The following is a 23,328-nucleotide window of genomic DNA, read 5'->3' on the forward strand; positions in this document are numbered from 1 at the left end:
TTTTCAATATTTTATCACACTTTGTTTGGAGGCTCTATTCAAATTTATCGACTCATTGGTCTCTGTGACGTGTCAAACTGGGGCGACTGAATCAGCTATGAGGAGAATCCGGTGGCAACCGGAGAGGAATCAATGTAAAAAGCCCGCCTTTAAAGCGGGCTAAAGTGCTATGCACTGGTGCTGCGGCACTTTTGTCGTTGCTTGCAGATGGTCTATAATTAAGAGCACGTAGAATAGCTGGTTTGCGATTTATGTGCAAGTCCAAAGTAAGCCAGGATAGCCAATAAACTGGTCGACAAGATAATAACTCCCATAGGGACTGCCGTATATTCACCGGCAATGCCAACCAATGGAGAGGTGAATGCTCCTAGCAGGAAAGGCAGTAATCCAAGAAGCGCAGATGCGCTCCCTGCCATATGACTTTGTGACCCCATGGCTAGAGAGAACGAAGCTGTTGAAGTTGTTCCGATAGATGCGACAAAAAAGAAAAGCGGAATAACCAATGCCAGTAATGGGCCGTTTAAAAGAATTACAATTAAGGCCGCAAGGCTGGACGCGCCGGATAACAGCAATCCATAACGCAGGAATCGCCGCTCCGAGATCACATGGGTAAAGCGTCCAACGATTTGAGAACCGAGAATTAAGCTGATCCCATTTGATCCGAATAAAATTGCAAACAGTTGGGGAGAGGCGCCATAAATATTCTGGTAGATAAAAGGAGTCCCTGATACATAAGCAAATACCCCTCCGATCATAATCCCTTGTGCAAGCGCGTATCCGGTAAACTCACGATCTTTAAGCAAGGTTCGAATACCTCTAATCAGCTCGCCAAAGTTGCCTGAAATTCGCTTCTGAGCAGGCAAAGTCTCTTTCAGGTTCAAGGTTGCAAGGATGACTAAAACCAATCCAACCGTACCTAAAACCACAAAAACACCCACCCATGAAGTAAAGGCTATGACGCTGCCTCCAGCCACTGGTGCAATTAAGGGAAATATATTATTTACCAGCATAAGCAATGAAAAAAACTTGGTGAGTTCCGGTCCGCTATAAACATCGCGGATGATCGCCCGAGAAATAACAATTCCTGCGGAAGCGGCAAAGCCTTGAATAAAACGTGCTGCTATGAAATAGACGATATTAGGTGAGACCGCGCAGACAAATGAAGCGATCAAGTAGAGAATAAGTGAGATTATTATGGGCCTCCGTCTTCCATGAACGTCACTCAAAGGACCCATAATGATTTGACCCAGGCCTAATCCTACCAGGCAAGCAGTTAGACTAAGCTGCACCAGAGAAGCACGGGTGCCAAAGTCAGCAGCGATTTCCGGAAATGACGGCAAATACATATCGATTGTAAGAGGGCCCAGTGCCGAAAAAGCGCCTAACAGCAAGACCAGTCTAAGGCGGTTAACATTTTTTGTTGAAGACATCGTTTGATTTTCTCCTGACTTATGCAATCAAGTCCAATTATGAATTAACTTCCTGCAGTCGGTATACTTGCCGGTTGATAGACTCTTCATCCTTCCAGATTTCATAAAACACAAAAACGGCTTTATTTTCTATAGATTGATGGAGGACATACTTTATGCATCCCTCTTCTGACCTGGAAGGTGTTACTGCTTTCACTTTGATTATAATGATTTTCTTAAAATAGTCTCCACATCGTTTTTATTTAAAGGGACATAGCTTCCGAGGGTTTCGGCCACCATTGCTCTTTCAAGCATTGTGCCGATTTCCGTATCATCGATTCCATAATCGGAAAGCTTCTCAGGGGCCCCCAGCGAAGTCCAAAACTCACGTAATTTTTGAATCGTCTCAGCCGCCACGTCAGAGTCATTTTTGTCCTTGGCATCAATTCCAAAAACGCGAATCCCTAGTTGAGCCACTTTTTCCGGTCTCTTGGAAGCGACAAATTCCATCCAATTAGGGAACAAAATTGCTAATCCTCCGCCATGAGGAATGTCATGAACGGCTGAGACCGCATGCTCGATCATATGGGTCGCCCAGTCGGTATGAACACCCATGGATAGAATGCCATTTAAAGCTAATGATGCGTTAAGCATAATGACTTCGCGGTAATCGTAATTATCGAGATCATTAATTAACTTGGGCGCAGCTTCCATTGTTGTCTGCAGGATGGATTCACCGAACCGTTCTTGCAGCGGGGCATTGGATGAAGCATGAAAGTATTGCTCGAAGACATGGGACATAATGTCTACCATGCCGTAAACCGTTTGGTTTTTAGGTACGGAAAAAGTATTTTCCGGATCCAGAACACTGAATTTAGGGAAAGTAAGATCAGAGACAAAAAAACGTTTATCCTTTTCTTCCCAATTCGTAATGACCGAACCGCCGTTCACTTCCGAGCCTGTCGCAGAGATCGTCAAAATAGTGCCGAAAGGAACGGCTTTTTCCGCTGCTGCCTTATTCGTTACAATATCCCATACGTCGCCTTCGTAGTATACGCCTACAGCGATAGCTTTTGCACAATCAATTACACTTCCGCCGCCAACAGCAAGGATAAAATCCAAATTATTGTCTTTGATAAGGTCAATTCCCTTTTTCACCGTTGTTAATCGCGGATTGGGTTCTACTCCGCCCAGTTCCGTAATATAGACATCGGTAATTTCAGACAGGGCTTTAATCACTTGATCGTACAGCCCATTCTTTTTAATACTTCCGCCCCCATATAGAAGCAAAACACGCCGTCCATAGGATGGAATTTCATTTTTAATTTCTTCGACTTGCCCGCGTCCAAAAAGGATTTTCGTAGGATTACTAAATTTAAAGGGGTTCATATGGGTACTCCTCCTTTTCATTTTACATCAGCCGCGTTATTACAAAATGCTGTGGATAATCCCGCCCTCTACTCTTTGAGCCGCACCGTTGATGGCTGATGCTTTATCTGATGAAAGGAACACAATGGTATCCGCTACTTCCTCAACTGTGGCGTAACGCTGAATCAGAGAAGTCGGCTGGTCATACTTAAAGTAATCTTTGACAAAGGTATCCAAATCTTTTCCATTCTCTTTAGCCAGGTCTGTAATGAAAGTGCCGAATCCTTCCGTCCACGTCGGTCCTGGAAGAACCGAGTTAACCGTTACATTTGTTCCTTTGGCCACTTCCGCCAAACCTCTTGAAAGCGTAATGAGCGAAGTTTTAGATATACCATAAGGAATAAGTTCAGGATAGGGTTTAATTCCCGCTTCACTTGCAACGTTAATGATTCGTCCCGCATTGCGTTCAATCATCTTGGGCAGGAATGCTCTGGATAAACGAACAGCGCTCATCACATTAATTTGGTAGTATTCCAGCCATTCCTCATCCGTTACATCAACAAAAGGCTTTACGGTAAAAACACCCGTATTATTAATCAAGACATCCAAATCTCCGATTTCATTCACTTTATTGATGAGTTTCTCGCATTCCGCTTTATCGGCAACGTCTGCGGCAATCCCATAAACCGTACCGAGTGCGGAGAGTTCTTTAACCGTTGCATTAACATTTTCTTCAGAGCGGCCGTTAATAATAACTTTGGCTCCTTCTTTCAAAAAACTTACGGCTGTTCCTTTACCAATCCCCGCTGTGGATCCTGTAATAAGAACTAATTTATTTTTCAAGTTCAATTCCATAACCATTCTCCTTCGTGTCATTATGCACCCGTCAAGTCCATAGCCATCAACGACAAGCCAGAGGTCTGACGAATCGCGCGAGCTGTAAATAGTTCCTGTAAAAACCGAAACTGAATTACACTTGGTTTTGATGAGTATGTGCTATTATAGTTCTAACGGACACGAATGGAAAGTAGGTACTTTTTAGTAATATAGGTACTAAAAAGTAACGTCGGAGTTTACTGCTGATTGTTGCTTAGGAGGTCATTTTGTGAATTTCATTCTCGCAGTAGGCCGGAAGGCCTTGCCCGTATTTTAACTTCCGAAACCATTCATCTTCTCAAGATACATCATCGTCAATTTCTCATTTATTACTTGCGACTTAAAAATCTTGTATCCTTTCTTGCCGTACAAATAGAGATTCTTCTTGCTCAAGTGCCCTGTAAATAACTCGAATCTCCTGCATTCCTTAAACATCTGTTCGGCTTCACAAAGCAAACTTGTTCCAATCCCCTTATTCTGAAAATCCGGATGAACAATTAGCCTTCCAATATAACACGTATCCCCATTAAAAAAAGCTCGTACGGAGCCGGCAATCCTATTTTCCTCAACGACCGCTTTCAGTAAAGTCTGTGTTTCGTATTCCGATTTCAGGTCCTCTATGGTCTGCCGCAACGGTTGAATTGTGTAATCATTGTATATTACCGCTTCAACCACAAATGCCTTGCGCTGCAACTCTAAAATCTCCTCAAGATCCGCTTCTTCCGCTTTCATAATAAGCATGGTTTGATTCTCCCTTTATTTATAAAAATAAATCATATACTCTTCCTCCTATCCCTGACCTCTCCATATGAACTGCCATAGCATCTTAATTATTGTGTTATGCGAAGAATTATTTTCTAGAATACTCATACAAAATCATCCCCGAATACCTTACATTAAATCCGTTTCGAATTCTCTCATATTCACTTGGATCAATTCCGAAGGAAAAATCAGAACCCGGTCCATATCCGGTCTGACCTATTTGAATCTGGCTTCCATGGAGATCGGTTAGCTGAAAATCCTCTGGCGACCCTTTCGTTGTATATGTACCGTCATCATTTAACAACATATTGTATAGAAACTTACCCTTATTGAAGTTCAAATCATAGGTTGTATGGAAACTAAAATAAATATCATTGCCGCGATTCCACACTTGTTGGAGTAGGATATTGGTGTTGTGGCTTTCTGCAATCTTAATATTCAGGTTTTGCGGTTTCTCCGTTTCGAAAGGAATCCATTCCGGTTTAATAGAAAGATCAAGTTTTACCGCAGTATCCTTTTTGGTGATAGCATAATGATTCCGCTCCAAAATGTTCTGTATTATTCTTTGATCTACAAAATGATCGTTATAATATTCATAGCCTTGGTAACCTCCATATAAAAGAAACGAAATGACTAAGATAATGATTAATGATCTCTTTTTCATTGGTTGTTCCTTTCTAAGGCCTTTGGCAATACGTTATATTTCACCTTTTATTCTAATTCATTGAGTTTTCTTACAAAGCTCTTTCCAATGTTCCCATGCCTTTAGATATTCAGATAAATCATTTGGATGGTGTTTTACGCTAAGCCCCACTCGGCAATATAGCTGTACTGACACCTCATCAATTAACCTTATTTTGTCAATGTGTCCTTGTTTAAGATTATCCTGTGCTGCAAATAAAGTATCAATATTAATATCGTCGGGAGAAGAACAAAAAGCGTAAATAAAATCATAAATTAATGGTCCCACCATAGGTGATGGATCAATGACACCAATTAAAGAGAATTGATCAAATACAAAATTATGCACTCCTGTATCTCCATGCAATAAATATTTTTCTCCTTGTACTATTTCCTCTCCAAATAATTTAATAATTTGTGATTTAACAAAGATATAGTCATCTGTTGTTAAGGAATTTCCAATGTTGATTCTAGCTTCCTCAACACTTATTTCATTGAATTCCCTCCAAGAACGAAGAGGATACTCTAATCTCCCCCAAATGTCTGTATGTTGATATTTGCTGTATTTATTGAATAATTCATTCACTAGTATGGTTAACCACTTTTTCTTTGATCCACGGTTAATATGAGTTGTACCATTGATGTAAGTGTAAATAAAATGTGATTTATCTTGAGCGGTAAAAAGAACATTTGGTAATAGCATTGAATTTTGATAAGTATTGAGCAATTGTTCAACCATTTGAATCTGATTTGGTTCATCAAATTTCAATATATAATTATTGTTTTGATTGGAATCAAGCCTATAAACACGGCCACTAGTTGTTCCAGACAACCTTTGAATTTTTACGATCTCATCGTTGATAAGATGTAATTGAAATATTCTATTAATTTCTTGGATAGTAGGTTCTGTTATCATTCCTTTTTCTCCTTATTCCCTATTTGCATAAACTACAATTATTGTATCTACTAGTGGGTTAAATAATATAGCGTTCTTCCTACTTCTTTTCCAAAATAATAATTGATATCGAACACTAAGATAGCCAGAAAAAGTAATGTTAGCTTGGGATACTTCTTGATAAATCCTGATACAGTAAAATCGAAATTTCTCATATAAACTCTACTCCTCACGATCTCCTATGAATCATATTCATAAGCATCTCCAATTCGAATAAAATCATCTCTTAGCCAATACAAACCGTCACTTGTTTTAGTCGTTGTTTCTAACAAATTAGATAGAAATTCCGAAAAAGTTAAAGCTATAATTTCACAACTTCCTGCTACAGCATGGGTTTCATGAAAACTATCATAACAACGACCACACCGAACTTGGTCAAAGTCTATTGTGACATATTCTATCTCATCGTATCGGACGACTACATACCACTTCATAGAAATATCGTTTTCTTCATTAAGTAAAAGTTCTTCGTATGCCTCTTCCCCAAGAATGACCAAATTTGCAGGTAGGACCTCACTAGGTTTTAGAATCTCAATAGGTCTTGCACTATCAACAAATAAGGTTCCACCTCCACATAATCGATAAAATTCTATCAGTTCTTGAGGTACATCAATCTTATCCGTTAGTTCCGGTAAGCTGCTTGGTTCAAAAAGTATACAATCACTTCTTTTATTAAGTGTTTTTATAAGTTCTTCTATATTCATTCCTTTTCGTCCTTTAGTCATATTTATTGCTATTCACCAACCACTATATGGACTTATGTCTTTTGCCGTAAACAGATGGTTTAAATGCCATGATACATCATTATTTTCATATCCGATCAATGCCCATCTTATTGACGAGACATTGGCATAAAACCGTGATCTATCGATAAATGAATCAATGCCTTTATAATACTTACTTAATTTCTTGATGAATCCCTCACCCAATGTATCAAGAATAACACTAACATCATGAGCAGGATCGCCATAACCTGAAACACCAAAATCAATAACCCCGATAACTTCATTCGATTCCTCAAGGATGTGGTAGGGAGCTAAATCTCCATGTATTAAGGCTGGGGTGTAATCAAGGAAATTCGTGTGATTAAAAATAGGATTAAAGATGTCTCGAACGCAATCGATGACATAGCTCTTCATATGGGGAAATAGTTTTGTTTCAATTTTTGAATATAAATCCAAATAGGAGTCCCTCGTTCCATTACCAGGGAACGCATTGATTCTATTTTCGCTTATTATGCTCATCGGGATGGAATGCAGTTGAGTTAAAAAAACGCCCAATTGTTGAGCTATCTGCTCTTGAACGTCTTCGCTTAATTTCAAGATTTTGCTCCGATAAATAGGCTTACCTTTTATGTAGGTATACTTCGATACCCCATCATCAATCATGTCTAAATCCGGCACAGTCATATCTACGAATTGCTTGACAATTTGAAGCACCTTATGTTCGTTATGTAAGAGGCTTTTACTAAAATCATGTTTGGCAAAACGAAAAACATCCCTATCATTAATAATGATCACATCGTTATGGAGACCATCCGTTAGGTTAGAGTTGATTTGTTGTATTTCGATATCCGGGTATTTTTCTTTGATATATTTTATGTATTTCAACTTTCTATCTTCCATGAAGGCCTCCTGAGTTATTTATATAATTTCTCTATCTCATGAAGTTTTGTAATCGTCACATCTTGTCCCCAATCTATATCTAATCGTTCCCGATTGATGAGTACCCCTTTCATCCCCAGTAGCTTTGCCCCCACAATATCCTTTCTTTCGTTACCCACGTAACTCATCTGTTCAGGGTGACATCCCAGTTGATGGGCCAGTTGGATAAATCCTTCACTCCGCGGCTTTCTGTAGCCTACCTCCACCGATGTAATAACAACGTCCACGTACTGCTCAAATCCCTGAAGATCCTTCATCACCAATTCTCTAGACATGCCATAAGGTACGTCGGTAAGAATTCCGATATTTATGTTTCGTTCTTTTAGATATTTTAAAATAGGTAATGTGTCGTCAAACATGTGTGACTCTGCCTGAAAAAAACTAAAGAACGTATGGATCGTTTGCTTAATATCCTTATTTATTCCCCATTCTTGGAGGATTTCTTGAAAAATATCAGTATCCTTTACTTCATAATCTCTAGGATTAATTCTCGTATTGAACTTCTTTAAAATTTGGACTGCGGCTTCTATTAATTCGCCGTTATGATCCATACCCATATCCTGCAAAAGCTTTGTGAGCGCCTTTTCATAGAGGTCGGTCCAACTGGCCTGAACATTGCGATAAAAAATTAACGTATCCCCTAAGTCGAAGCCAATTGCTTTCATGCGGAGTCACCTCCAAACTCACTTTTTTTCATGGCTTTTGTTTATTTCTATAAATATCAATGATTATTAATATCCGAACTATATATCATTTCGCCTTCATCATTAAATACTTCTACTATAGCCTTTGAGGAATTGGTCCGTTTTCCAAGGGGATGATCGACAATATAAGCTTTTTCATGGTGCATAATCTCTTCAACTGACTTCCCGTCCGCAAAGGTTATTTTCATTTTGTTGCCTTGCTCCAGTACATCATTTCGATGAATGATAATCCCAATAAAAGGGGTTTCCTGTGTAACAGCCGTTACATCGATCCGGTCAGGCCCGCCACTCCATGAGCTTCCTATATACTGAAATTCGTTATCCGCTGTCATGGACAAAGTGTAAACAGAGCTATCGCCTAGAATGATGGCATGATCCTTGTATTTTTTTACTGCTAATGCTTTAACTCCTTCTGTACTTAAAAAACGTTCCAATTCCTGCTCTGTAGGTGTTCTCACATGAATTTGCTGATTCCCATGAGCTGCACAGCCGGTTAAAATCACTAATCCAAGTAAGAATAAAATGATCTTCGTGATCATTTGTCATAGATTCTTTCTATCGGAAAATACAAATTTAAATCTCCAATTTCTTCGAATGGATTGTAGTATTCATGCACAGCTCCAACGATTGAATAATTGTGATTGGGAATGTACTCATTAACCATGTATTTGAATTTATCCCGGTATGTATTCTGATTGCATTTCATTACTGCGAACTTATATGAAGGGATTACCCATTTAGTCCAACCGTTTGGGGCTACCGAGTCATCCAAAACTTCACAACCAGCCAGATATTTCCCCTGCTCTGTCCATCGTTCAAATCTCTCGGAAACATCACTCATTGCACCCCAAATCCCAATCAGGTTACCTGCACTGTCTTTCTTGGCTAAATTACTAATTTCACTAAAATTTTGATTGGCTTCTTGCCACAGCTTTGGAATCCACTCTGTACTTTTGGATGAAAGCCCCTGTCCCATTTTTCCGATAACGGTAAAAGATTGTTTTTCTTCAATATGTACCTCCATGAACCATCCTCCTAAGTTAACTTAGCCTCGCTGGGTTGTCGGCTCCTCTAACTTATTTTACACTTTATTCCGTTCTTGTGTATCAATATGGTAATAATTCATGGATTTTCCTTTAAGCCCTGTTCTTTAACAAATATGTTCTGGGATAAAATCCATACTTCTCATAAAAATTCAATGCTTGTTCATTTCCGAATAAAACAGATAGGCAAATATTATGAATGCCATTGTCTTCAAACCAATCAAGTGTCCGCTTCATTAATGTATTTCCAATACCCATACCTCTAAAATCATCGATGATAAAAATCGAATCGATCTCTCCTTGCTTCATTTCGTTAATCGAACTAATACAATATCCTAATAACCTCTTCTCTACTGCGTCGTGAGCTAATATGATCTTTAATTGTCCTTGTTTAGACTTGTTGAGTAGATCTCTTGATCGTTCTTCAAACGTATTTTTTGATATGCGCTCTGAAAAGTGTGTGGACAATAAAACATGATGGTCTCTAAGCCGTTCCCATAAAGGTTTGACTAATTTAAGAGCGGTGTGGTCTGTCTCTAGATACTCAATCTTCAATGAAATCACCCTCTTCTTCAATCAATCTTAGTTTCGGCCAGAGCTCAAGCCATCTCTTGCTTTGTACCCTTTTGTAAAAATACTCCTTGTCCTTATAAAATGGACTTCTCCGAATCACCAAATCGAACAAATCATTCAATCCATGAGGTGCAATGATTTCAATGTTCTGATTTCTATCCAAACTTAACCCAACGGACGTTGCTGTTTCCGGCCACCGCTTCATTGCGTCTTCCACTGAACCATAAGGATGGTCTTGATTTCTTATATGCATTCTCGCCTGATTCTTACAGCTCCAGTTATATTCTTGCAATTTAGCCTTTAATATCGTTTCAAATTTCTTTTCTGACTCTTCGCTCAGGTCACTCGGATCATAGTAAAGGATATCCACGTCGTTCAGTGGAGTTCGACTAGAATATCCATGCAAATCATCCCACACATAATTTCTCACATATCCAGCTGTAATCCACCAATTGGGCAGTTCAAGTTGTCGTACCAACTCAAGATCCCTATTCAAAAAATCATATGTACGCATAATTTTGATCAGCCGTTCTACAAGCATCATTTAATCCACCCACCTACAAAAATATCTTCGATCTTTCGCATTACGTTTCGGCGTTTACGTACTTGCCTATTGACTCAATTGTTTCAAAGATCCGTGTGTAGACATCCTCAATATTCGGGCTGTTTAATTTGTCATTGTATAACCCGTAACCCCAATATTGAAATTTATCTTTATACTGAAAGTAACCAGTGGCATACGTATCGGATGAAAGGTCTGGAACTTCGTCGTATGACAGTTCTTCGTTTGTAAAGGGCAGATAGGACTTCTTAGATTGAATAAAGAAAAATGGTAACCTTGCGGTTTTATAAATTTTTGCGTACTCTTGGCCAGCCGCTTCGGGCAGATTTTCTTTGGAAATGAAAACTGCGTCATATTCAGAAAGGGAATGTAACTCCTTAAGTTGAGTAAAATCCATCTTTTTAAAGCTTACATTTCCTTCTCTTATTGTAGGAGGTTCTCCTATGATACCGATAACTATATGCTTGCCTTTGTACTCTGGCGTATCAATAACATCTGAAGTACAGCCAGGTAAAACACACAACATAAACAACAACAGAAGAAGGATTGTAGAAAATTTGTTCAAATGATTAAACTCCTTTCCGGTACTAACTACTGATGCGGAAATTCGGTGTTAGCCGATGCCGACAAAAATAACCCATCATTTACTCTTTTATGGCTTTGTGCTAAATGATTGAACATACTTCTTTACATCATCCCTAAATATTTCAGTGTATTTACTTTTTGTATAATCCTTTATCACTTTTCTCCAAAACGATATTGCAGGAGTATTAGTCGCCATCTGGACTATTTTCCAGTTCGCTTTGTACAACTTAAATGCTTGGATTGCTGCTGCATGCCCGATACCCTTTCTTCTGTATTTCTTCATAACCATAAAATCATAAATAACATGTGTTGGATCTGGATCTACATCTAAATTCTCAAGAAGCACAATTACGAATCCGGCGATCCTTCCGGATGTCTCTATAAAATAAGGATGCCATCTATGATCTCCTTCCCAAAAGAAATCAATATTCACATCAAACTTTCCCTCTTTATTGATATCCTGGTTTGTGAACTCGCTAAAATCGTAATAGTACAACTGATATAGATTCAACAGTATGTTTTTTTCTTCTTGTTTTACTGGAACAAGTTTAATCTCCATAGTGTACTCCAATTCACGAGCTGAAAATTAGGAGTAAAAATATCTTATTTTCCTCGTTTCTTTCTTCTTCACTTTATATTTCTTACATATGTAGCTCCCTATAGTTACTCTTCCGTCTGTATAATTTGATGGTATTTTTATCGTTTTTCCATTTTTCAAATGCAATCTATATTCATCTTCTTCGGGGGAGGCTATGTTGATTTCTATAGTGCCAAATTTTTTCACGCTATAAAATTCTATTAAATCTATTTCGAGAATATCAATTTCTAAGAGTCTATAGCCAAAAAAGTATTTGGTCACTGTGCCGTTAGACACTAGATAACTGTTGCCGATAATAGCCAGAAGGGCTGCAATAGAAGGTATTAAAAAAACTGCTGCCACCTTTATGCCGGCGAAATATATCCCTGCTGCATTGAATATCAATAAAATAACTCCGAGAAAGACCTTGGCGAAAATGCTTCTTTGAAATTTCATTATTGGATGCCCCATCAATACTTTCTCCGATCCAATAGTAATCCCCACGCTATTTTAGCCCGAATTCTAGTAGCCTTGGTTGATATTAGGGTCGGCAGCATGAATGTTATGAGATGCTCAGCTCTTCTATAAGTTACTATGGAATCATTTAGTTATTCCATATCTTTGTTGTTTCCCCATCCACTGACTTACTTCTCTCCAACTTACCTTTTTTGCTGCAATCCAGTTCACGCCATAATTAGTCTCTTTTCCTGGAGTCCAATTTTTATCGTCTGCCCAGTAAAATAGCCCCGCCTTATATAAAAGTGTTCCATCATAAATAATTGAATCATAGTTTTCAGTGCTCGGTGTAATACTTAATCTTGTCACTTCCTCAAATAAAAGCTCTAAGGCTGAGGGATTCTCCCACTGTCTTTGAAAAAGTGCTCTTATTCGAGTATCCAACTTATCACTTATACTCATCGATAAGTCGAAATCCACATAATGTTCCGTCCACATGTACAACTCTTTTAAGCATGCATCATGAAATCCCCCAAATATATTGATTAATTTATCAATATCTTCTTGAGTGTTTAAAGGTATCCAATTTTCTTTCATTCTTACCCCTTCTTCTAGGCTAAAATTATTCTTTAATAGTTTTATTATTGATTAGCTGAGTTTCATATAAAATAACGTTCTTGTATTCAAGACGTCCCATCAACTTAAGGCTGTGTCAGTAACCGGTCGCACACGGTTAGTCGGCGCGGATGTGTCCGCTGAACTCGCTTCCGTGCCGACCACTTCCGGCAGACCGAGGGCCGAATGGCCCGATGCGTGAAAACAGTGTTAGGCGAGTTACCCGACATCTTCGATTTACTAAAACAGTATTTATCGATCCTTATGTCTCTTATTTCCTTATTCTCTTATTCTGTTATTTCTCTTTTCTCTTACAAGCCTCTAAGAAGAAATAAATCAATATTAATGCCAGCAGCAATTAGAGATATTCCGGTATATAAATTGACTCTCTTATCATTCATTCCTATTCGCTCGCAGGTAGATACTGCTACACCTAAGATCAAGAAAAACAAAATGATTTCAATGTATGATTCAGTCTTTGATAATGTAAAGTTATTATTAATCAATTGAACGATTCCAGAAACAACTCCCAGTGCAAATATAAAAATTGGTATTCTAAGCTTCACTGTCTTTCCCCCATATAAAGTTCACAAAATCTTCGGGTATTTCGTCTAACGTTCTGGTATTCACGAACCCGAGAGGCTTAAAGCCCGTCAGCGCCAGGTCGAAGACTTAGCCTCGCAGGGTTGTCTGCCTTCCAATTGCATTCTCGAAACTTTGTCCTCAGACTCAAGTCGTTAGCCAGCAGCGTGAGTGCTTTGTTATAACTGTCCCCGACTTCGTAGCTGAATCTTCTATTTTAGTTCTTATCAATTCTAGTTATATAAGGTCTTTTAATAAATCCGTCCACTACCTGCTTCGTAGTGATCTCATAACTAATCTTGATCGGCTCACCTTCCACATATTCCTTTAGATCAAAATCTCCTTTCATTCCTAACGTCTTGTCCTGTCCATCGATTGTTATCAAAATGAAATCATCGTCTATCTCGTTTTTATAAATCGCTTTTACATTCTCATATCGTTCAACTGAGATTATATTGCCTATTTGTTCTACTTCCTTTGCTGTATTTGAACTTAAGTTTAATTTTTTATCATTACTACAAGCGGATAATGTTAGTACCACCAACATAGTCGTTAAAATGTAACTAATCATTATTATTTTCTTCATCGAAAACTCCTTTTTTATTAATTTGAATATGTTCACTCGGGGATTTCTGATAACGTTGTTGTGTTCCCGACGCCTCACTAACTTAAGCCCCGATAAGGACAGCCGCGATGTGGTTAGTCGGTACATGTATATCTGCTGAACTCACTTCCTCGAATTTCCTCTTGCAGACTAAGAATCGCTTGCGATCCGCCGTGGGAATACGGTGCTGATGGAGATGACTTATTCGAGTAAAACTTCTGCAGTTTTTCTTAATTGTTCTCATCAAGGCGCTTTGAATATCTCAATTGGATTAGCTCTTTTTCTCTTGTAATTGTTCTTTCTAATCCATCATTTATAAATCCCAAATGCTCATAAAAAGACTTTGCACTTGTATTCTCTTTAAGGACCCATAAGGAAACATTTGAATATCCTGCTTCATGAAGCCTATCAATCCCCCAAGTAATTAGCTGCTTCCCATACCCGTTCCCCCAATATCTCTTTAACGTATAAATGTTATAAACCTCTCCATATGTATTATCTAAATCAGTATCTTTATTCATTCCAAATTCTATATAGCCAGCTGCTTTATTATTTACTAAAAGAATTGCAATAGTTTTAGCATCTTCTAGCAATACTCTTTTATAGTGTGTCTGTCGATTTTCAATGGAAAAAGAATTTAAATAGGTATCTGGGATAATGCCCGAATAAGTCTCACGATACGATTCTGAACTAACCAAGCCTAGTTGGAACCAATCTTGATAATCCGCCCATCTAATTATCAATTCGCTCATAGCGATCTCCTTTATAACAAGCATATCCATACTAGAGATTTGATCTATTGATTTGTATTTATGAAGTAATTTTTAATCTATTACTCATTACATACATTTATTATTTTTTGTATAACAGACTGAACTGGGTTTAATTCTTTAATTACAAATAAGTAATTTGCCTCCCCTTCTCCAGCCTCTATTATGGAAATAACTAAGCAGCTCCGCTCGACCATTACGATTACGATTTGAATTACAAAGTATTAGATGCAGATCAGTTTTTTGTACAGCATAATCGACTATTGTATTTGTGAGGATATATTTGAAGGTATTTGACCCTTGTACGGGACGTAATGACTTATAGTAAGTATTTATGAATTCAGCGTGGTTATCTTGGTCAATTACTATTGAATTTTTTAATTGTTGTTCTAGCTCTCTTGCAAAAGTGGTTTTACCACTATGAGTCTTACCAACTGTTATAATAACCCGTCGTTTCAATATTAATCCCCATTCTATCCGGTTTAGCATCAAGCAACAGGACGTTGCGTTTGAATCTTTTATATTATTTTTTGGGTCCGATCTTTCACCTGGTAAGTGCCGCCGAAACCTCTTCAGCAGACCCAGGGCGTCAGCCCTCAGCGTGAATGCTGTGTTATATGATGTCGTTGCATTCTTGAGTCAGCTAACAAATACTCTTCAATGTGTTCCCATATTTCTTGCTTGTTCCTTGTTATTATTCTCTTATCTACATATTCTTTTGTAAGCTCCAGTATCTGGTGCATGCCTTCCTGATCGTATCCGCGATTATATACAAATAGCATTTGATATAAATTCTTTACAGATTGTTTGTAATTGCATTGTTCTATTCCCATTCTTGTCTTAATAAATCTTTGAATTACTCTTAGATTACGAATATATCTATTGGGTTGAAGAATAAATATTAAGTCAGCTTTCCTAAAACTCTCCTGTCCCCATTTATAATGAGCTCCTTCAAGTATCCAATTTCCTTTATGTATGATTTCATCTAACATTGAATCTCTTACCTTTATTGGATATCGTAAATTCACAGCGCTCCGATCCCATACAAGATTGTCCATTTCATAGTGATTTATTCCATACTTGTCCGATAGTTCTCTTGCGATGTAGGACTTGCCGCTACCACAAGCCCCTATTATACGAATTTTGATTTTCACTCACCACCTGGAATTACATTCTAAAAAAACAGTTTCAATGATTTCACATAACGTTCTTGCATTCCCGACGTCCCACCACCTTAAAAGAAGCACAGAACCTGATCCCAGTTGGCTCCCGACCGGGCGTGACTGCACAGATTTGTGGCCTGAAATTGTTTCCTCGGAATGCCCCTTGGCCACCATGGGCCAAAAGGCCCGCTACGGGAATGCGGTGTTATCGGATGTTTTACCCTCTTCGAATTATTTCAGACATCCTTATTAGATTCTCTTCTTAGGTACTGATGTTGTAACATACTCTCTGTCCTTTATCATCTTCCCAATATAAAACACTTGTCCCAAATGTTCTGAAAAGTGTGTCGCACACTGTATCAATACATCCCAATTCGTTCTTTCCCTGTCTCTCACTATTTGTGTTTTCATAAATGTTTCTTCAGTCATGCTCTTTGTCGTTTCAATTATTTCAAGCAATGAAACATTCGTTAATTGAATCAACTCTTGTTTCGTCCTATAAAGTTCTTCAAATTCTTCATCTCGATTTCGTGTGACATCTTTTTTATTAATTCCTCTAGCAATTCTTTCATTAATATTGCCACTAATATGGACTATTAAGTTCGCTATGCTGTTACTAGATTCATTAGGACGCCAATTAACTTGTTCATCGCTTAACTGATCTAAAACGAATATTATCCTTCTCTGGATCTCTTCGAATTTCGCAATTAAAATGCTTTTTACCACATCCATGAGATCACCCATCCATTAATAGTTTTAGCTTTGCAGGAATTTCCGATAACGTTCCGCATTCACGAACCCGAGAGGCTTAAGGCATCACAGTTGCCGGGTTGTTAGACTTATCCTCGGAGGGTTGTCCGGCTCCCGTAACTTTCTCTCCTTCGTTTCTGCAGACTAAAGGACTGACAGATTCTGTAGCGTGAATGCAATGTTAAGTGAAGTTCTATCCTTCTCGGTTATTTTTAATCCGTTATACAATGCGTTGATTTGAACCACTTAACGAGTTCGTCTAGCTCAAATCGTCCTTCATCATCATGGTTCTCATAATTTGACGTGATCGTTAATGTAAAAACCAGGAATTCCAATATCCCCATAAATGATGAATTCAAAATCCTTGTTCTTATATATTTTCTTTAAGTATTCATCCAGCTTACTTTTAACAAAGAATAATGATATCGTTACATCCTCTATATTTAGAGTCCCTTTCCTTAGTAAACGTGTAAATCCATGAATATATCTATAGTTAGTTCTCGCTTCTAGAGGAATTAGAGTTGGATCATTGGAGAAAAGAAGGTCTGGTTGTTCTGTGATTTGTTGTATTTCTTTATAGGCTTTTTGAGCATGTTTGCTTAAAAAATCAAGCATGTTGGTTCCGTCCTTTATTTTAGTAGTCTTTCCGTAATTTCACCTAACCTTATTGTACTGCTGAATCCGTTAAGGTTGTCTACCAGCCCATTATAACTTCTCGGGTTAGCCTATGATTATTAAGATTCCAGGTCCTTCCCATAACGTTTAGGTATTTACGACGTCGATCTTCCTTAGATAGCTCCTATCTTAGGAAGATCGATGTGTCCAGTTGCTCTGACATCAGCGTAATCTCTTCTACTGGACCAAGACCGAATGGCCCGAAGCGTGAATGCATTGTTATCTGATGCCTGGGCCATCTTTGAGTCCTCTTTCAAAATCATCCCTTATTATTGAATACATCTTTAAATCTTGAAAATCGTTCTTAGCCCAAATATGTCTTCTTAATACGCCTTCATACTTCATTCCTATTTTCTCCATGACTTTTAATGAACCTAGGTTACTTGGCAGACACCTTGCCTCAATTCTGATCAAATCAAGGTCTTTAAATCCAAACTCAATAATTCTTCTTATTACCTCTGTCATTATTCCTTGATTCCAATACTGATTTGATAACACATATCCTAATTCAGCTCTGCGATTATTATCGTCCCATGAAACAAAACTACAGCTTCCAATTATTCTTCCGGACTCTTTGAGTTCTATTCCCCATGGGCCAACCTTCTGTGTAGCATATCATTTAGATCTGAATAATCAATAGGCCTTAAAGTTGTTCTCTTAGTTTCTAGTTCAGGAAAAGGTTCAAAATGCTCTTCAAGCTTCATTTGACAACCCTCCAAAAATAGTTTTGCCAAGTTTCAGATAACGTTTCCGCATTCACGAACCCAAAAGGTTTAAGGTAGCATAGCTGCCGGGTCGTTAGACTTCGCCTCACAGGGTTGTCCCGCTGATTCCGCCTCCTGGCTTCTTATCTTCGGCTGGACCAAGGAGCGACAGCGACGCAGCGTGAATACATTGTTAGGCGATGCCGTGAAGATTTACTTACAAAAAATCTTTCAGGTAAAGCTTATTTACTTCCCTTGAAAATTTAATAAATACCTCAAAAGCCTCTTTGATCTCCCTTAATACTCCAGTGATCAATAATTGTTGGTCCTCAATTTAATTTCTTCTGGATCAAAAAGCGAATTTAGTATTATTGAATTTCTGATATGTTCGGCATATAAAAATCTGTTTTCTGTATCTTCATAAAATATTTTTTGATCCTGGATTTCCTTTAATGCCTCAACTATTTCATTTCTATGGGGTTTAGAGAAATGATACGTTATATTTCTGATATTCGTTAGTCTTTGTAATAAATCGGCTTTATGACCTGTTCTAAATAAAGGAGTAAGTCGACTATGTAATTCAAGGAGACTGGAAGGCAAAAGCTCGATATAGTTCTTAATTTCGTAATGTTTCTGAGATTCTTCTAAATAGAAAATCGCTCCTCGTAGAGAAGCTACAAGAAATTTAAAACTTGTGGGTGCTTCCACTACAAACTCTGAAATATCTTTTGTTCTCATAAATAGTTGTTTCCTGAGAAAGAGAAAATCATTATGTATAACCGCGAGTCCAATAATCCACCGCCCAACTAAATCTTCAGTTGGAAAAGCTTCGTTAATCCGAATAAAACTGTATTGCTCCATACGAATTCTCCTGCTATAGATTTTAAACTTTAAGCGGTTTCGCCTAACGTTCTTGCATTTCCGACGCCGAAAGGCTTAAAGTTTTCGCGTTAATCCGAGCGTAGTGATGGACCCGAAACCGGGTGGCGCAGCCACTTAGCCTTGCTAGTGTATAAACTTGAATCCACTTCTCCGAAATGCCTCTTGGCAACAAAAGGCCGTAAGGCCCGATACGGGAATACTGTGTTATGTGAAGTAGTCGACATCTCAGAAACACTTAGAAAATTCTTTATATTCTTGTATTTAAAATTCATCATTTAAGTTTTATTTATTTAGCTTGGTATCCATCTATAAACCCTGCAATAAATGAAAGAAATGGTACCAATATATCAATTGAAATTATAACTCCCCCTAAGAAAATAGAAGCTTTCACCTTTGCTCTTCTTCCATATATTATCAATCCTATTCCAATTATTATTGAAAGTATATAAATAGAAATATATTTCATCTTGTTCTCCTTTTTTATATGTTTTGATGTTATTTATAGTATTTTCACTTATTCGACTAGATATTTCTTTCCTAAATATAAATCCATAGTATCGTAAATATTGATTATACCGCCAAACTTATCTATTACAGTTGCTATTTCACTTTCTAATACGTTTTTAACTTCCATCTGTAAAGATCTGTGATCTGAGTATGTATTCAATAACGAAATATAGTCTTCTGCATGTAGCTTCCGTGTTTGACGGTAAATTTTTGTAATAACATTAGAAAAACCATATTTTCCCATAGTATCTGCATACTGCTGACAAGTTTTTTCATCAAACTCTTTCGGTGATTTGTCGCCAAAAGGCTTGTATTTTTTATATATTTTTTGAATTTCAATGTGCATAGTAGCATCTTTGCCAATAGCAATTGGATGATTCCAAAATAATGCAACTGTACCACCGTGTTTTAACAGACTATGCACTTTGGTAAAACCAATATCCTGTGGTAACCAATGAAAAGCAGTTGCAGAATATATCATATCGTATTTATTGTCATCAGTAGTAAAACTTTCAAAATCAATATTAATCACTTTAAAGTTACTAAATTGTGAAAACTTTTGTTTTGTAAACTCAGCTAATTTTTCACCAAGCTCAACAGCCGTTACTTTACAGCCTGTTTTCAAAATTGGTAACGTTGCTTGACCTGTCCCTATACCTATTTCAAGTGCATTTTTTGTACTGTTCAGACCCGAATAGTGGATAATATCATTAAACAACTCCGCAACATATGTTGGTCGCCATTTATCATAATTAACTACATCTTCATTAAATTTCAATCGCAAGTCCATTTGAGTTCACCTCACAAATTACGACGCCCATTCCCCTTAGATAACTCTTATCTTATGGGAATGGATGTGTCCGCCTGAATCCGCTTCATCGAAACACCTCGATCGGACCGAGGGCCGAATGGCCCGATGCATGAATACGGTGTTATCGGATGCCTGAACCTTCTTCGATTTGCCTAATAAAATCTATGCTATTCTTTATACATTCCGTATATTCTTTGAAATTATAGGTTTTGTAAAAAGGATTCATAAAACCATGTTCCGCTTCAACAATTTCTACAGCAGTTTTCTTTTTACTCTTTAAGTGTTTTTCTAAATCTAATACATTAAAAGACTTCTCATACCTAGGAAAGAATAACAAAGTTGGACATCTTGGCTCTATCTCTATATAATTTCTAATTCTCGATCCATAATATCCAATTATTCCGTCAACCTCATATTCACTACTCATCCATGCAATTGTTGCACCTATACTAAATCCAATAATGAATATCTGATCATATTTCTCTCTATTAAAGTTTACAATTTGTATTACTTCATCTAATGATTTGTTAAATCCCACTTCGTTCATAAAATAGTGATATGCTTTATCTTCTTGATCGTAAGAATATGATTCCTTCTGTAATAAATTTGGACTAAGTACATCAAAACCTTCTTTGATTATTACGTCACTGAAAAAGTTTATATGATCATTTATTCCATATATTTCATGAAGGATAATCACTAACGATTTACTTGAATTATTCATTGAAATTCCATCTTTCTTAAATAATCTTTGCTCAGGTTTCCGATAACGTTCCTGTATTCACGAACCCGAGAACCTTAAGCCCCATCAGGGGCGACTGCGGTTAGGTTCGTAGGGTTGTTCGCCTGATTCCACTACTCTGCCGATCCCTTCGGGCGAACCACGGAGCCGCCAGGCTCCGCCGCGTGAATACTATGTTAACTGATGTCACCGACATCTTGAGCTGCTTTCAAAATACGCTATAATTCAAGCCCTTATTTGGAATTGTATCCCATTCCCTTTCTTATTTCACTACTTCTTTTAAATAGGCTTTGTTAAACTGTGTTGTTAATTTTTTCCTTGAAGTAACGGACAGCATAGTTGTAAGGATTGCATGAATACCCGTGAAAAAAGATATAGTAAAAACGAGTTGACATTGGAGTTTACTCCAATGTTATTGTGAATGTATGGAAAAACAATATTCTATAAATGAGGTTTCACGGATACTTGGTATTCCGAAGGATACGCTTCGGTACTATGACCGTATTGGAATCGTATCGCCGTCCCGGGAACACAATTCTTACCGCAGGTATTCTAAGGACGACCTCGTCGATTTGATGAATATTCAAATCATGCAGTATGCGGATTTTTCTCTCGAAGAAATCAAGGGGAAGTTTCAGTTCCACAGAATGCAGAGTGTAGATCCTGCTTATTGCCAGGAGGTCGCTGAATTCCTTGATGCCAAAAAAGCAGAAACTCGCAAGAAAATTGCACATCTTGAAAAGGTCAGTCAGTTGCTCGACGTAGCAGTTAAAACGCTAAGGGACTTTAATCATGAAAGTGACCAGCGGCTGGCAGTGTTCGTTCGGGAGATTTACCGGGATCTTCACAAGAAGGAACCTGGAATAATTAAGGAGGATTGTGATGGACATCAAAATTAAGAATTATTATTATCTGATTGCTGGCGTTCTTGCGATACTGTTTGCCGTTACGCACGCTTGGAACGGGCAATCCGCTGTACTGCCGACGCTTTTTATGAATGATATAGCCATGGATACACGTATAATATTTAGGTATGTCTGGCACATTATCACCGCAGAGAATCTGGTCTTCGGTATTGTATTCATTATCCTGTCATTTCAAAGCGATCGATCGAAGATCCGGTCTGCTGCATGGACGATCGTGTCACTTCTGCTTGTTCGCCTGATGGTCATTCTCGGCGTAACGGCATTTTATGATGTTTCGGCACTTACGGATACGTTAATCGATTCGATTGCCATCCTAATCTATGTCGCTTTCATCATATTGGGCATAAGAATGAAGAAAAAAGAGTTCGGAGGTCAATCGCCACAAACCAGTAGGAAGGTTTGAGCATTAAACTGCGTTTCACTGCCAGTGATTTGCAATACGCTAACGGGAAACGATAGTTCAGAATAAACCGCCTAATGTGGCAGTTTTTCTTTTAGTCACAAATCAACAATCAAGGATAACCGAGCCTATAAATAAAAAAATGCCCCTGGTCGTTCACTTTCCACCAAGGACATTTCACAATATCATCTCTTATTAAACATACGTACTTTCTAGGTAACCCTATGCATTAAATTAGGATCAAGACATCGCAAAATCCAAACAAACTAAGATAATTTAAGTAATGCTTTTATATTTCTTCCTGTTTGACTTACTGAAACTTAAATTGCATTTATCGATCTCAAAATGCTCTTTCCGGAGATTTCTGTTAACGTCTCCGCATCTACGACGCAACCCGGCCTCAGATAGCTCTTATCTTAGGCCGGGTCGTGTGTTGTCTGAATATTCTTATATGTATAACTCCCGACAACCAAGGGGCAAATGCCCCGCAGCGTAGATGCATTGTTAAGTGATGTTACTAACTTCTTTGATTGACTCTAACAGCATTTCATATCGTTCTTTTTTCATGTGTTATCGAGATTTTTAAAGCATTTTATGGTTCTTTATTCGATTTCCCATGTTTTAATTTTTGAGTACAATATACGGCTATAAGGGCGGTAGGCTAATCTCCCGGAAGGGAGGTGATGCCCATGGAGGTCAAAGATGCTCTCGCCTTAATGTTCATGTTCGGCATGTTCATTTTGGCGCTTCTTACCTACATGAAAAAGAAATAGACCGCCCTGCCTAAGGTAACGGTCTATTCTCGACCTATCTTGTGTGGCCGACTGCTCTTTATGCAGTTATTGTGCTCTGGGAGTCGTGTTCCCGCACGGCTCCTTACTTATTCTTACCTCAGTATAGCTCATTTTATAACGCTTTTATAGGGGTATTTCTTTTAAGTATGTATTTTTGGTTCTTTAATTGTCTTTGTTATGGTTTATTC

General features: G+C 38.0%; 33 protein-coding genes and 1 pseudogene. 3 read left to right on the top strand and 31 right to left on the bottom strand.

Features of this window, described 5'->3' with window-relative positions; translation table 11 throughout:
* Window positions 1–218: 218 nt before the first annotated feature.
* From G5B47_RS15245 to G5B47_RS15390, 31 genes and pseudogenes are all read right to left on the bottom strand, one after another.
* Window positions 219–1,430, bottom strand: a complete 1,212-nt coding sequence (locus G5B47_RS15245; protein WP_165099626.1) for a multidrug effflux MFS transporter — start codon at window positions 1,428–1,430, stop codon at window positions 219–221.
* Window positions 1,431–1,467: 37 nt separating this feature from the next.
* Window positions 1,468–1,626 carry a putative quinol monooxygenase gene (locus G5B47_RS26185; protein WP_165099628.1) on the bottom strand — a complete coding sequence of 53 codons (159 nt, stop codon included), beginning with the start codon at window positions 1,624–1,626 and terminating at the stop codon, window positions 1,468–1,470.
* Between the two features lie 5 nt (window positions 1,627–1,631).
* Entirely contained in the window at window positions 1,632–2,798 is a 1,167-nt protein-coding gene (locus tag G5B47_RS15255; RefSeq protein WP_165099630.1) for an iron-containing alcohol dehydrogenase, read from the bottom strand.
* A gap of 39 nt (window positions 2,799–2,837) precedes the next feature.
* On the bottom strand, window positions 2,838–3,632 hold the full coding sequence (locus G5B47_RS15260; RefSeq protein ID WP_165099632.1) for an SDR family NAD(P)-dependent oxidoreductase: 795 nt from the start codon (window positions 3,630–3,632) through the stop codon (window positions 2,838–2,840).
* Between the two features lie 294 nt (window positions 3,633–3,926).
* Window positions 3,927–4,394, bottom strand: coding sequence for a GNAT family N-acetyltransferase (locus tag G5B47_RS15265; protein ID WP_165099633.1), 468 nt, complete (start codon window positions 4,392–4,394; stop codon window positions 3,927–3,929).
* A 109-nt stretch (window positions 4,395–4,503) separates the two neighbouring features.
* Entirely contained in the window at window positions 4,504–5,079 is a 576-nt protein-coding gene (locus tag G5B47_RS15270) for a hypothetical protein (protein WP_165099634.1), read from the bottom strand.
* Window positions 5,080–5,136: 57 nt separating this feature from the next.
* Window positions 5,137–6,012 carry a phosphotransferase gene (locus tag G5B47_RS15275; protein WP_165099635.1) on the bottom strand — a complete coding sequence of 292 codons (876 nt, stop codon included), beginning with the start codon at window positions 6,010–6,012 and terminating at the stop codon, window positions 5,137–5,139.
* A 218-nt stretch (window positions 6,013–6,230) separates the two neighbouring features.
* On the bottom strand, window positions 6,231–6,755 hold the full coding sequence (locus tag G5B47_RS15280; protein WP_165099636.1) for an SMI1/KNR4 family protein: 525 nt from the start codon (window positions 6,753–6,755) through the stop codon (window positions 6,231–6,233).
* Window positions 6,756–6,788: 33 nt separating this feature from the next.
* Window positions 6,789–7,676, bottom strand: a complete 888-nt coding sequence (locus G5B47_RS15285) for an aminoglycoside phosphotransferase family protein (protein WP_165099637.1) — start codon at window positions 7,674–7,676, stop codon at window positions 6,789–6,791.
* A gap of 14 nt (window positions 7,677–7,690) precedes the next feature.
* Window positions 7,691–8,380 (bottom strand): HAD family hydrolase, encoded by a 690-nt coding sequence (locus G5B47_RS15290; RefSeq protein ID WP_165099638.1) that lies wholly within the window; start codon window positions 8,378–8,380, stop codon window positions 7,691–7,693.
* A 56-nt stretch (window positions 8,381–8,436) separates the two neighbouring features.
* Entirely contained in the window at window positions 8,437–8,958 is a 522-nt protein-coding gene (locus G5B47_RS15295; RefSeq protein WP_165099639.1) for a hypothetical protein, read from the bottom strand.
* Complete coding sequence (locus G5B47_RS15300; RefSeq protein WP_165099640.1) at window positions 8,955–9,443, bottom strand: GyrI-like domain-containing protein; 489 nt, start codon at window positions 9,441–9,443, stop codon at window positions 8,955–8,957. Before G5B47_RS15300 ends, G5B47_RS15295 begins: the two co-directional genes overlap by 4 nt.
* 112 nt (window positions 9,444–9,555) lie before the next feature.
* Window positions 9,556–10,017 (bottom strand): GNAT family N-acetyltransferase, encoded by a 462-nt coding sequence (locus G5B47_RS15305; protein ID WP_165099642.1) that lies wholly within the window; start codon window positions 10,015–10,017, stop codon window positions 9,556–9,558.
* Window positions 10,007–10,579 carry a nucleotidyltransferase family protein gene (locus tag G5B47_RS15310; RefSeq protein WP_235957181.1) on the bottom strand — a complete coding sequence of 191 codons (573 nt, stop codon included), beginning with the start codon at window positions 10,577–10,579 and terminating at the stop codon, window positions 10,007–10,009. The genes G5B47_RS15305 and G5B47_RS15310 overlap by 11 nt, the downstream gene beginning before the upstream one ends.
* A 40-nt stretch (window positions 10,580–10,619) precedes the next feature.
* The gene (locus G5B47_RS15315; protein ID WP_165099643.1) at window positions 10,620–11,162 is read right to left on the bottom strand and encodes a hypothetical protein; all 543 of its coding nucleotides are present in this window, start codon (window positions 11,160–11,162) and stop codon (window positions 10,620–10,622) included.
* Window positions 11,163–11,249: 87 nt separating this feature from the next.
* A complete protein-coding gene (locus G5B47_RS15320) occupies window positions 11,250–11,741 on the bottom strand; it encodes a GNAT family N-acetyltransferase (protein ID WP_025336266.1) in 492 nt (163 codons plus the stop codon).
* Between the two features lie 27 nt (window positions 11,742–11,768).
* Window positions 11,769–12,230 carry a hypothetical protein gene (locus tag G5B47_RS15325; RefSeq protein ID WP_025336267.1) on the bottom strand — a complete coding sequence of 154 codons (462 nt, stop codon included), beginning with the start codon at window positions 12,228–12,230 and terminating at the stop codon, window positions 11,769–11,771.
* A 129-nt stretch (window positions 12,231–12,359) separates the two neighbouring features.
* Window positions 12,360–12,812 carry a hypothetical protein gene (locus G5B47_RS15330; protein ID WP_025336268.1) on the bottom strand — a complete coding sequence of 151 codons (453 nt, stop codon included), beginning with the start codon at window positions 12,810–12,812 and terminating at the stop codon, window positions 12,360–12,362.
* Window positions 12,813–13,141: 329 nt separating this feature from the next.
* The gene (locus tag G5B47_RS15335) at window positions 13,142–13,396 is read right to left on the bottom strand and encodes a hypothetical protein (protein WP_025336269.1); all 255 of its coding nucleotides are present in this window, start codon (window positions 13,394–13,396) and stop codon (window positions 13,142–13,144) included.
* 233 nt (window positions 13,397–13,629) lie between these two features.
* Window positions 13,630–13,998, bottom strand: coding sequence for a hypothetical protein (locus tag G5B47_RS15340; protein ID WP_025336270.1), 369 nt, complete (start codon window positions 13,996–13,998; stop codon window positions 13,630–13,632).
* A 248-nt stretch (window positions 13,999–14,246) separates the two neighbouring features.
* Window positions 14,247–14,768 carry a GNAT family N-acetyltransferase gene (locus G5B47_RS15345; protein WP_165099645.1) on the bottom strand — a complete coding sequence of 174 codons (522 nt, stop codon included), beginning with the start codon at window positions 14,766–14,768 and terminating at the stop codon, window positions 14,247–14,249.
* 192 nt (window positions 14,769–14,960) lie between these two features.
* Window positions 14,961–15,245 (bottom strand): annotated as a pseudogene (locus G5B47_RS15350) (ATP-binding protein); the annotation flags it as partial.
* Window positions 15,246–15,382: 137 nt separating this feature from the next.
* Entirely contained in the window at window positions 15,383–15,778 is a 396-nt protein-coding gene (locus G5B47_RS15355) for a hypothetical protein (RefSeq protein ID WP_206107369.1), read from the bottom strand.
* 420 nt (window positions 15,779–16,198) lie between these two features.
* Window positions 16,199–16,681 carry a DUF1572 family protein gene (locus G5B47_RS15360; RefSeq protein ID WP_165099652.1) on the bottom strand — a complete coding sequence of 161 codons (483 nt, stop codon included), beginning with the start codon at window positions 16,679–16,681 and terminating at the stop codon, window positions 16,199–16,201.
* 309 nt (window positions 16,682–16,990) lie between these two features.
* The gene (locus G5B47_RS15365) at window positions 16,991–17,314 is read right to left on the bottom strand and encodes a hypothetical protein (RefSeq protein ID WP_165099654.1); all 324 of its coding nucleotides are present in this window, start codon (window positions 17,312–17,314) and stop codon (window positions 16,991–16,993) included.
* Between the two features lie 279 nt (window positions 17,315–17,593).
* Window positions 17,594–17,959, bottom strand: coding sequence for a GNAT family N-acetyltransferase (locus tag G5B47_RS15370; RefSeq protein WP_328804551.1), 366 nt, complete (start codon window positions 17,957–17,959; stop codon window positions 17,594–17,596).
* Window positions 17,956–18,078 carry a hypothetical protein gene (locus tag G5B47_RS26050; RefSeq protein ID WP_328804547.1) on the bottom strand — a complete coding sequence of 41 codons (123 nt, stop codon included), beginning with the start codon at window positions 18,076–18,078 and terminating at the stop codon, window positions 17,956–17,958. Before G5B47_RS26050 ends, G5B47_RS15370 begins: the two co-directional genes overlap by 4 nt.
* A 312-nt stretch (window positions 18,079–18,390) precedes the next feature.
* A complete protein-coding gene (locus G5B47_RS15375) occupies window positions 18,391–18,939 on the bottom strand; it encodes a hypothetical protein (protein ID WP_235957182.1) in 549 nt (182 codons plus the stop codon).
* Between the two features lie 307 nt (window positions 18,940–19,246).
* A complete protein-coding gene (locus tag G5B47_RS15380) occupies window positions 19,247–19,426 on the bottom strand; it encodes a hypothetical protein (RefSeq protein ID WP_165099656.1) in 180 nt (59 codons plus the stop codon).
* A gap of 48 nt (window positions 19,427–19,474) precedes the next feature.
* On the bottom strand, window positions 19,475–20,257 hold the full coding sequence (locus G5B47_RS15385; RefSeq protein ID WP_165099658.1) for a class I SAM-dependent methyltransferase: 783 nt from the start codon (window positions 20,255–20,257) through the stop codon (window positions 19,475–19,477).
* 142 nt (window positions 20,258–20,399) lie between these two features.
* Entirely contained in the window at window positions 20,400–21,002 is a 603-nt protein-coding gene (locus G5B47_RS15390) for a dienelactone hydrolase family protein (RefSeq protein WP_165099661.1), read from the bottom strand.
* Window positions 21,003–21,445: 443 nt separating this feature from the next.
* On the opposite strand from G5B47_RS15390, the gene G5B47_RS15395 reads away from it, so the two are divergent.
* The 3 genes from G5B47_RS15395 to G5B47_RS26190 all read left to right on the top strand — a co-directional run bounded on the left by G5B47_RS15395 (window position 21,446) and on the right by G5B47_RS26190 (window position 23,119).
* Window positions 21,446–21,919, top strand: coding sequence for a MerR family transcriptional regulator (locus G5B47_RS15395; protein ID WP_165099664.1), 474 nt, complete (start codon window positions 21,446–21,448; stop codon window positions 21,917–21,919).
* On the top strand, window positions 21,903–22,349 hold the full coding sequence (locus G5B47_RS15400; protein ID WP_206107370.1) for a hypothetical protein: 447 nt from the start codon (window positions 21,903–21,905) through the stop codon (window positions 22,347–22,349). Before G5B47_RS15395 ends, G5B47_RS15400 begins: the two co-directional genes overlap by 17 nt.
* A gap of 719 nt (window positions 22,350–23,068) precedes the next feature.
* Window positions 23,069–23,119 (top strand): putative holin-like toxin, encoded by a 51-nt coding sequence (locus G5B47_RS26190; protein WP_229716897.1) that lies wholly within the window; start codon window positions 23,069–23,071, stop codon window positions 23,117–23,119.
* The last annotated feature ends 209 nt before the right edge of the window (window positions 23,120–23,328 follow it).

Source organism: Paenibacillus apii, from assembly GCF_011043685.1.
In the GTDB taxonomy this organism is placed as follows: Bacteria; Bacillota; Bacilli; order Paenibacillales; family Paenibacillaceae; genus Paenibacillus_AQ; species Paenibacillus_AQ sabinae.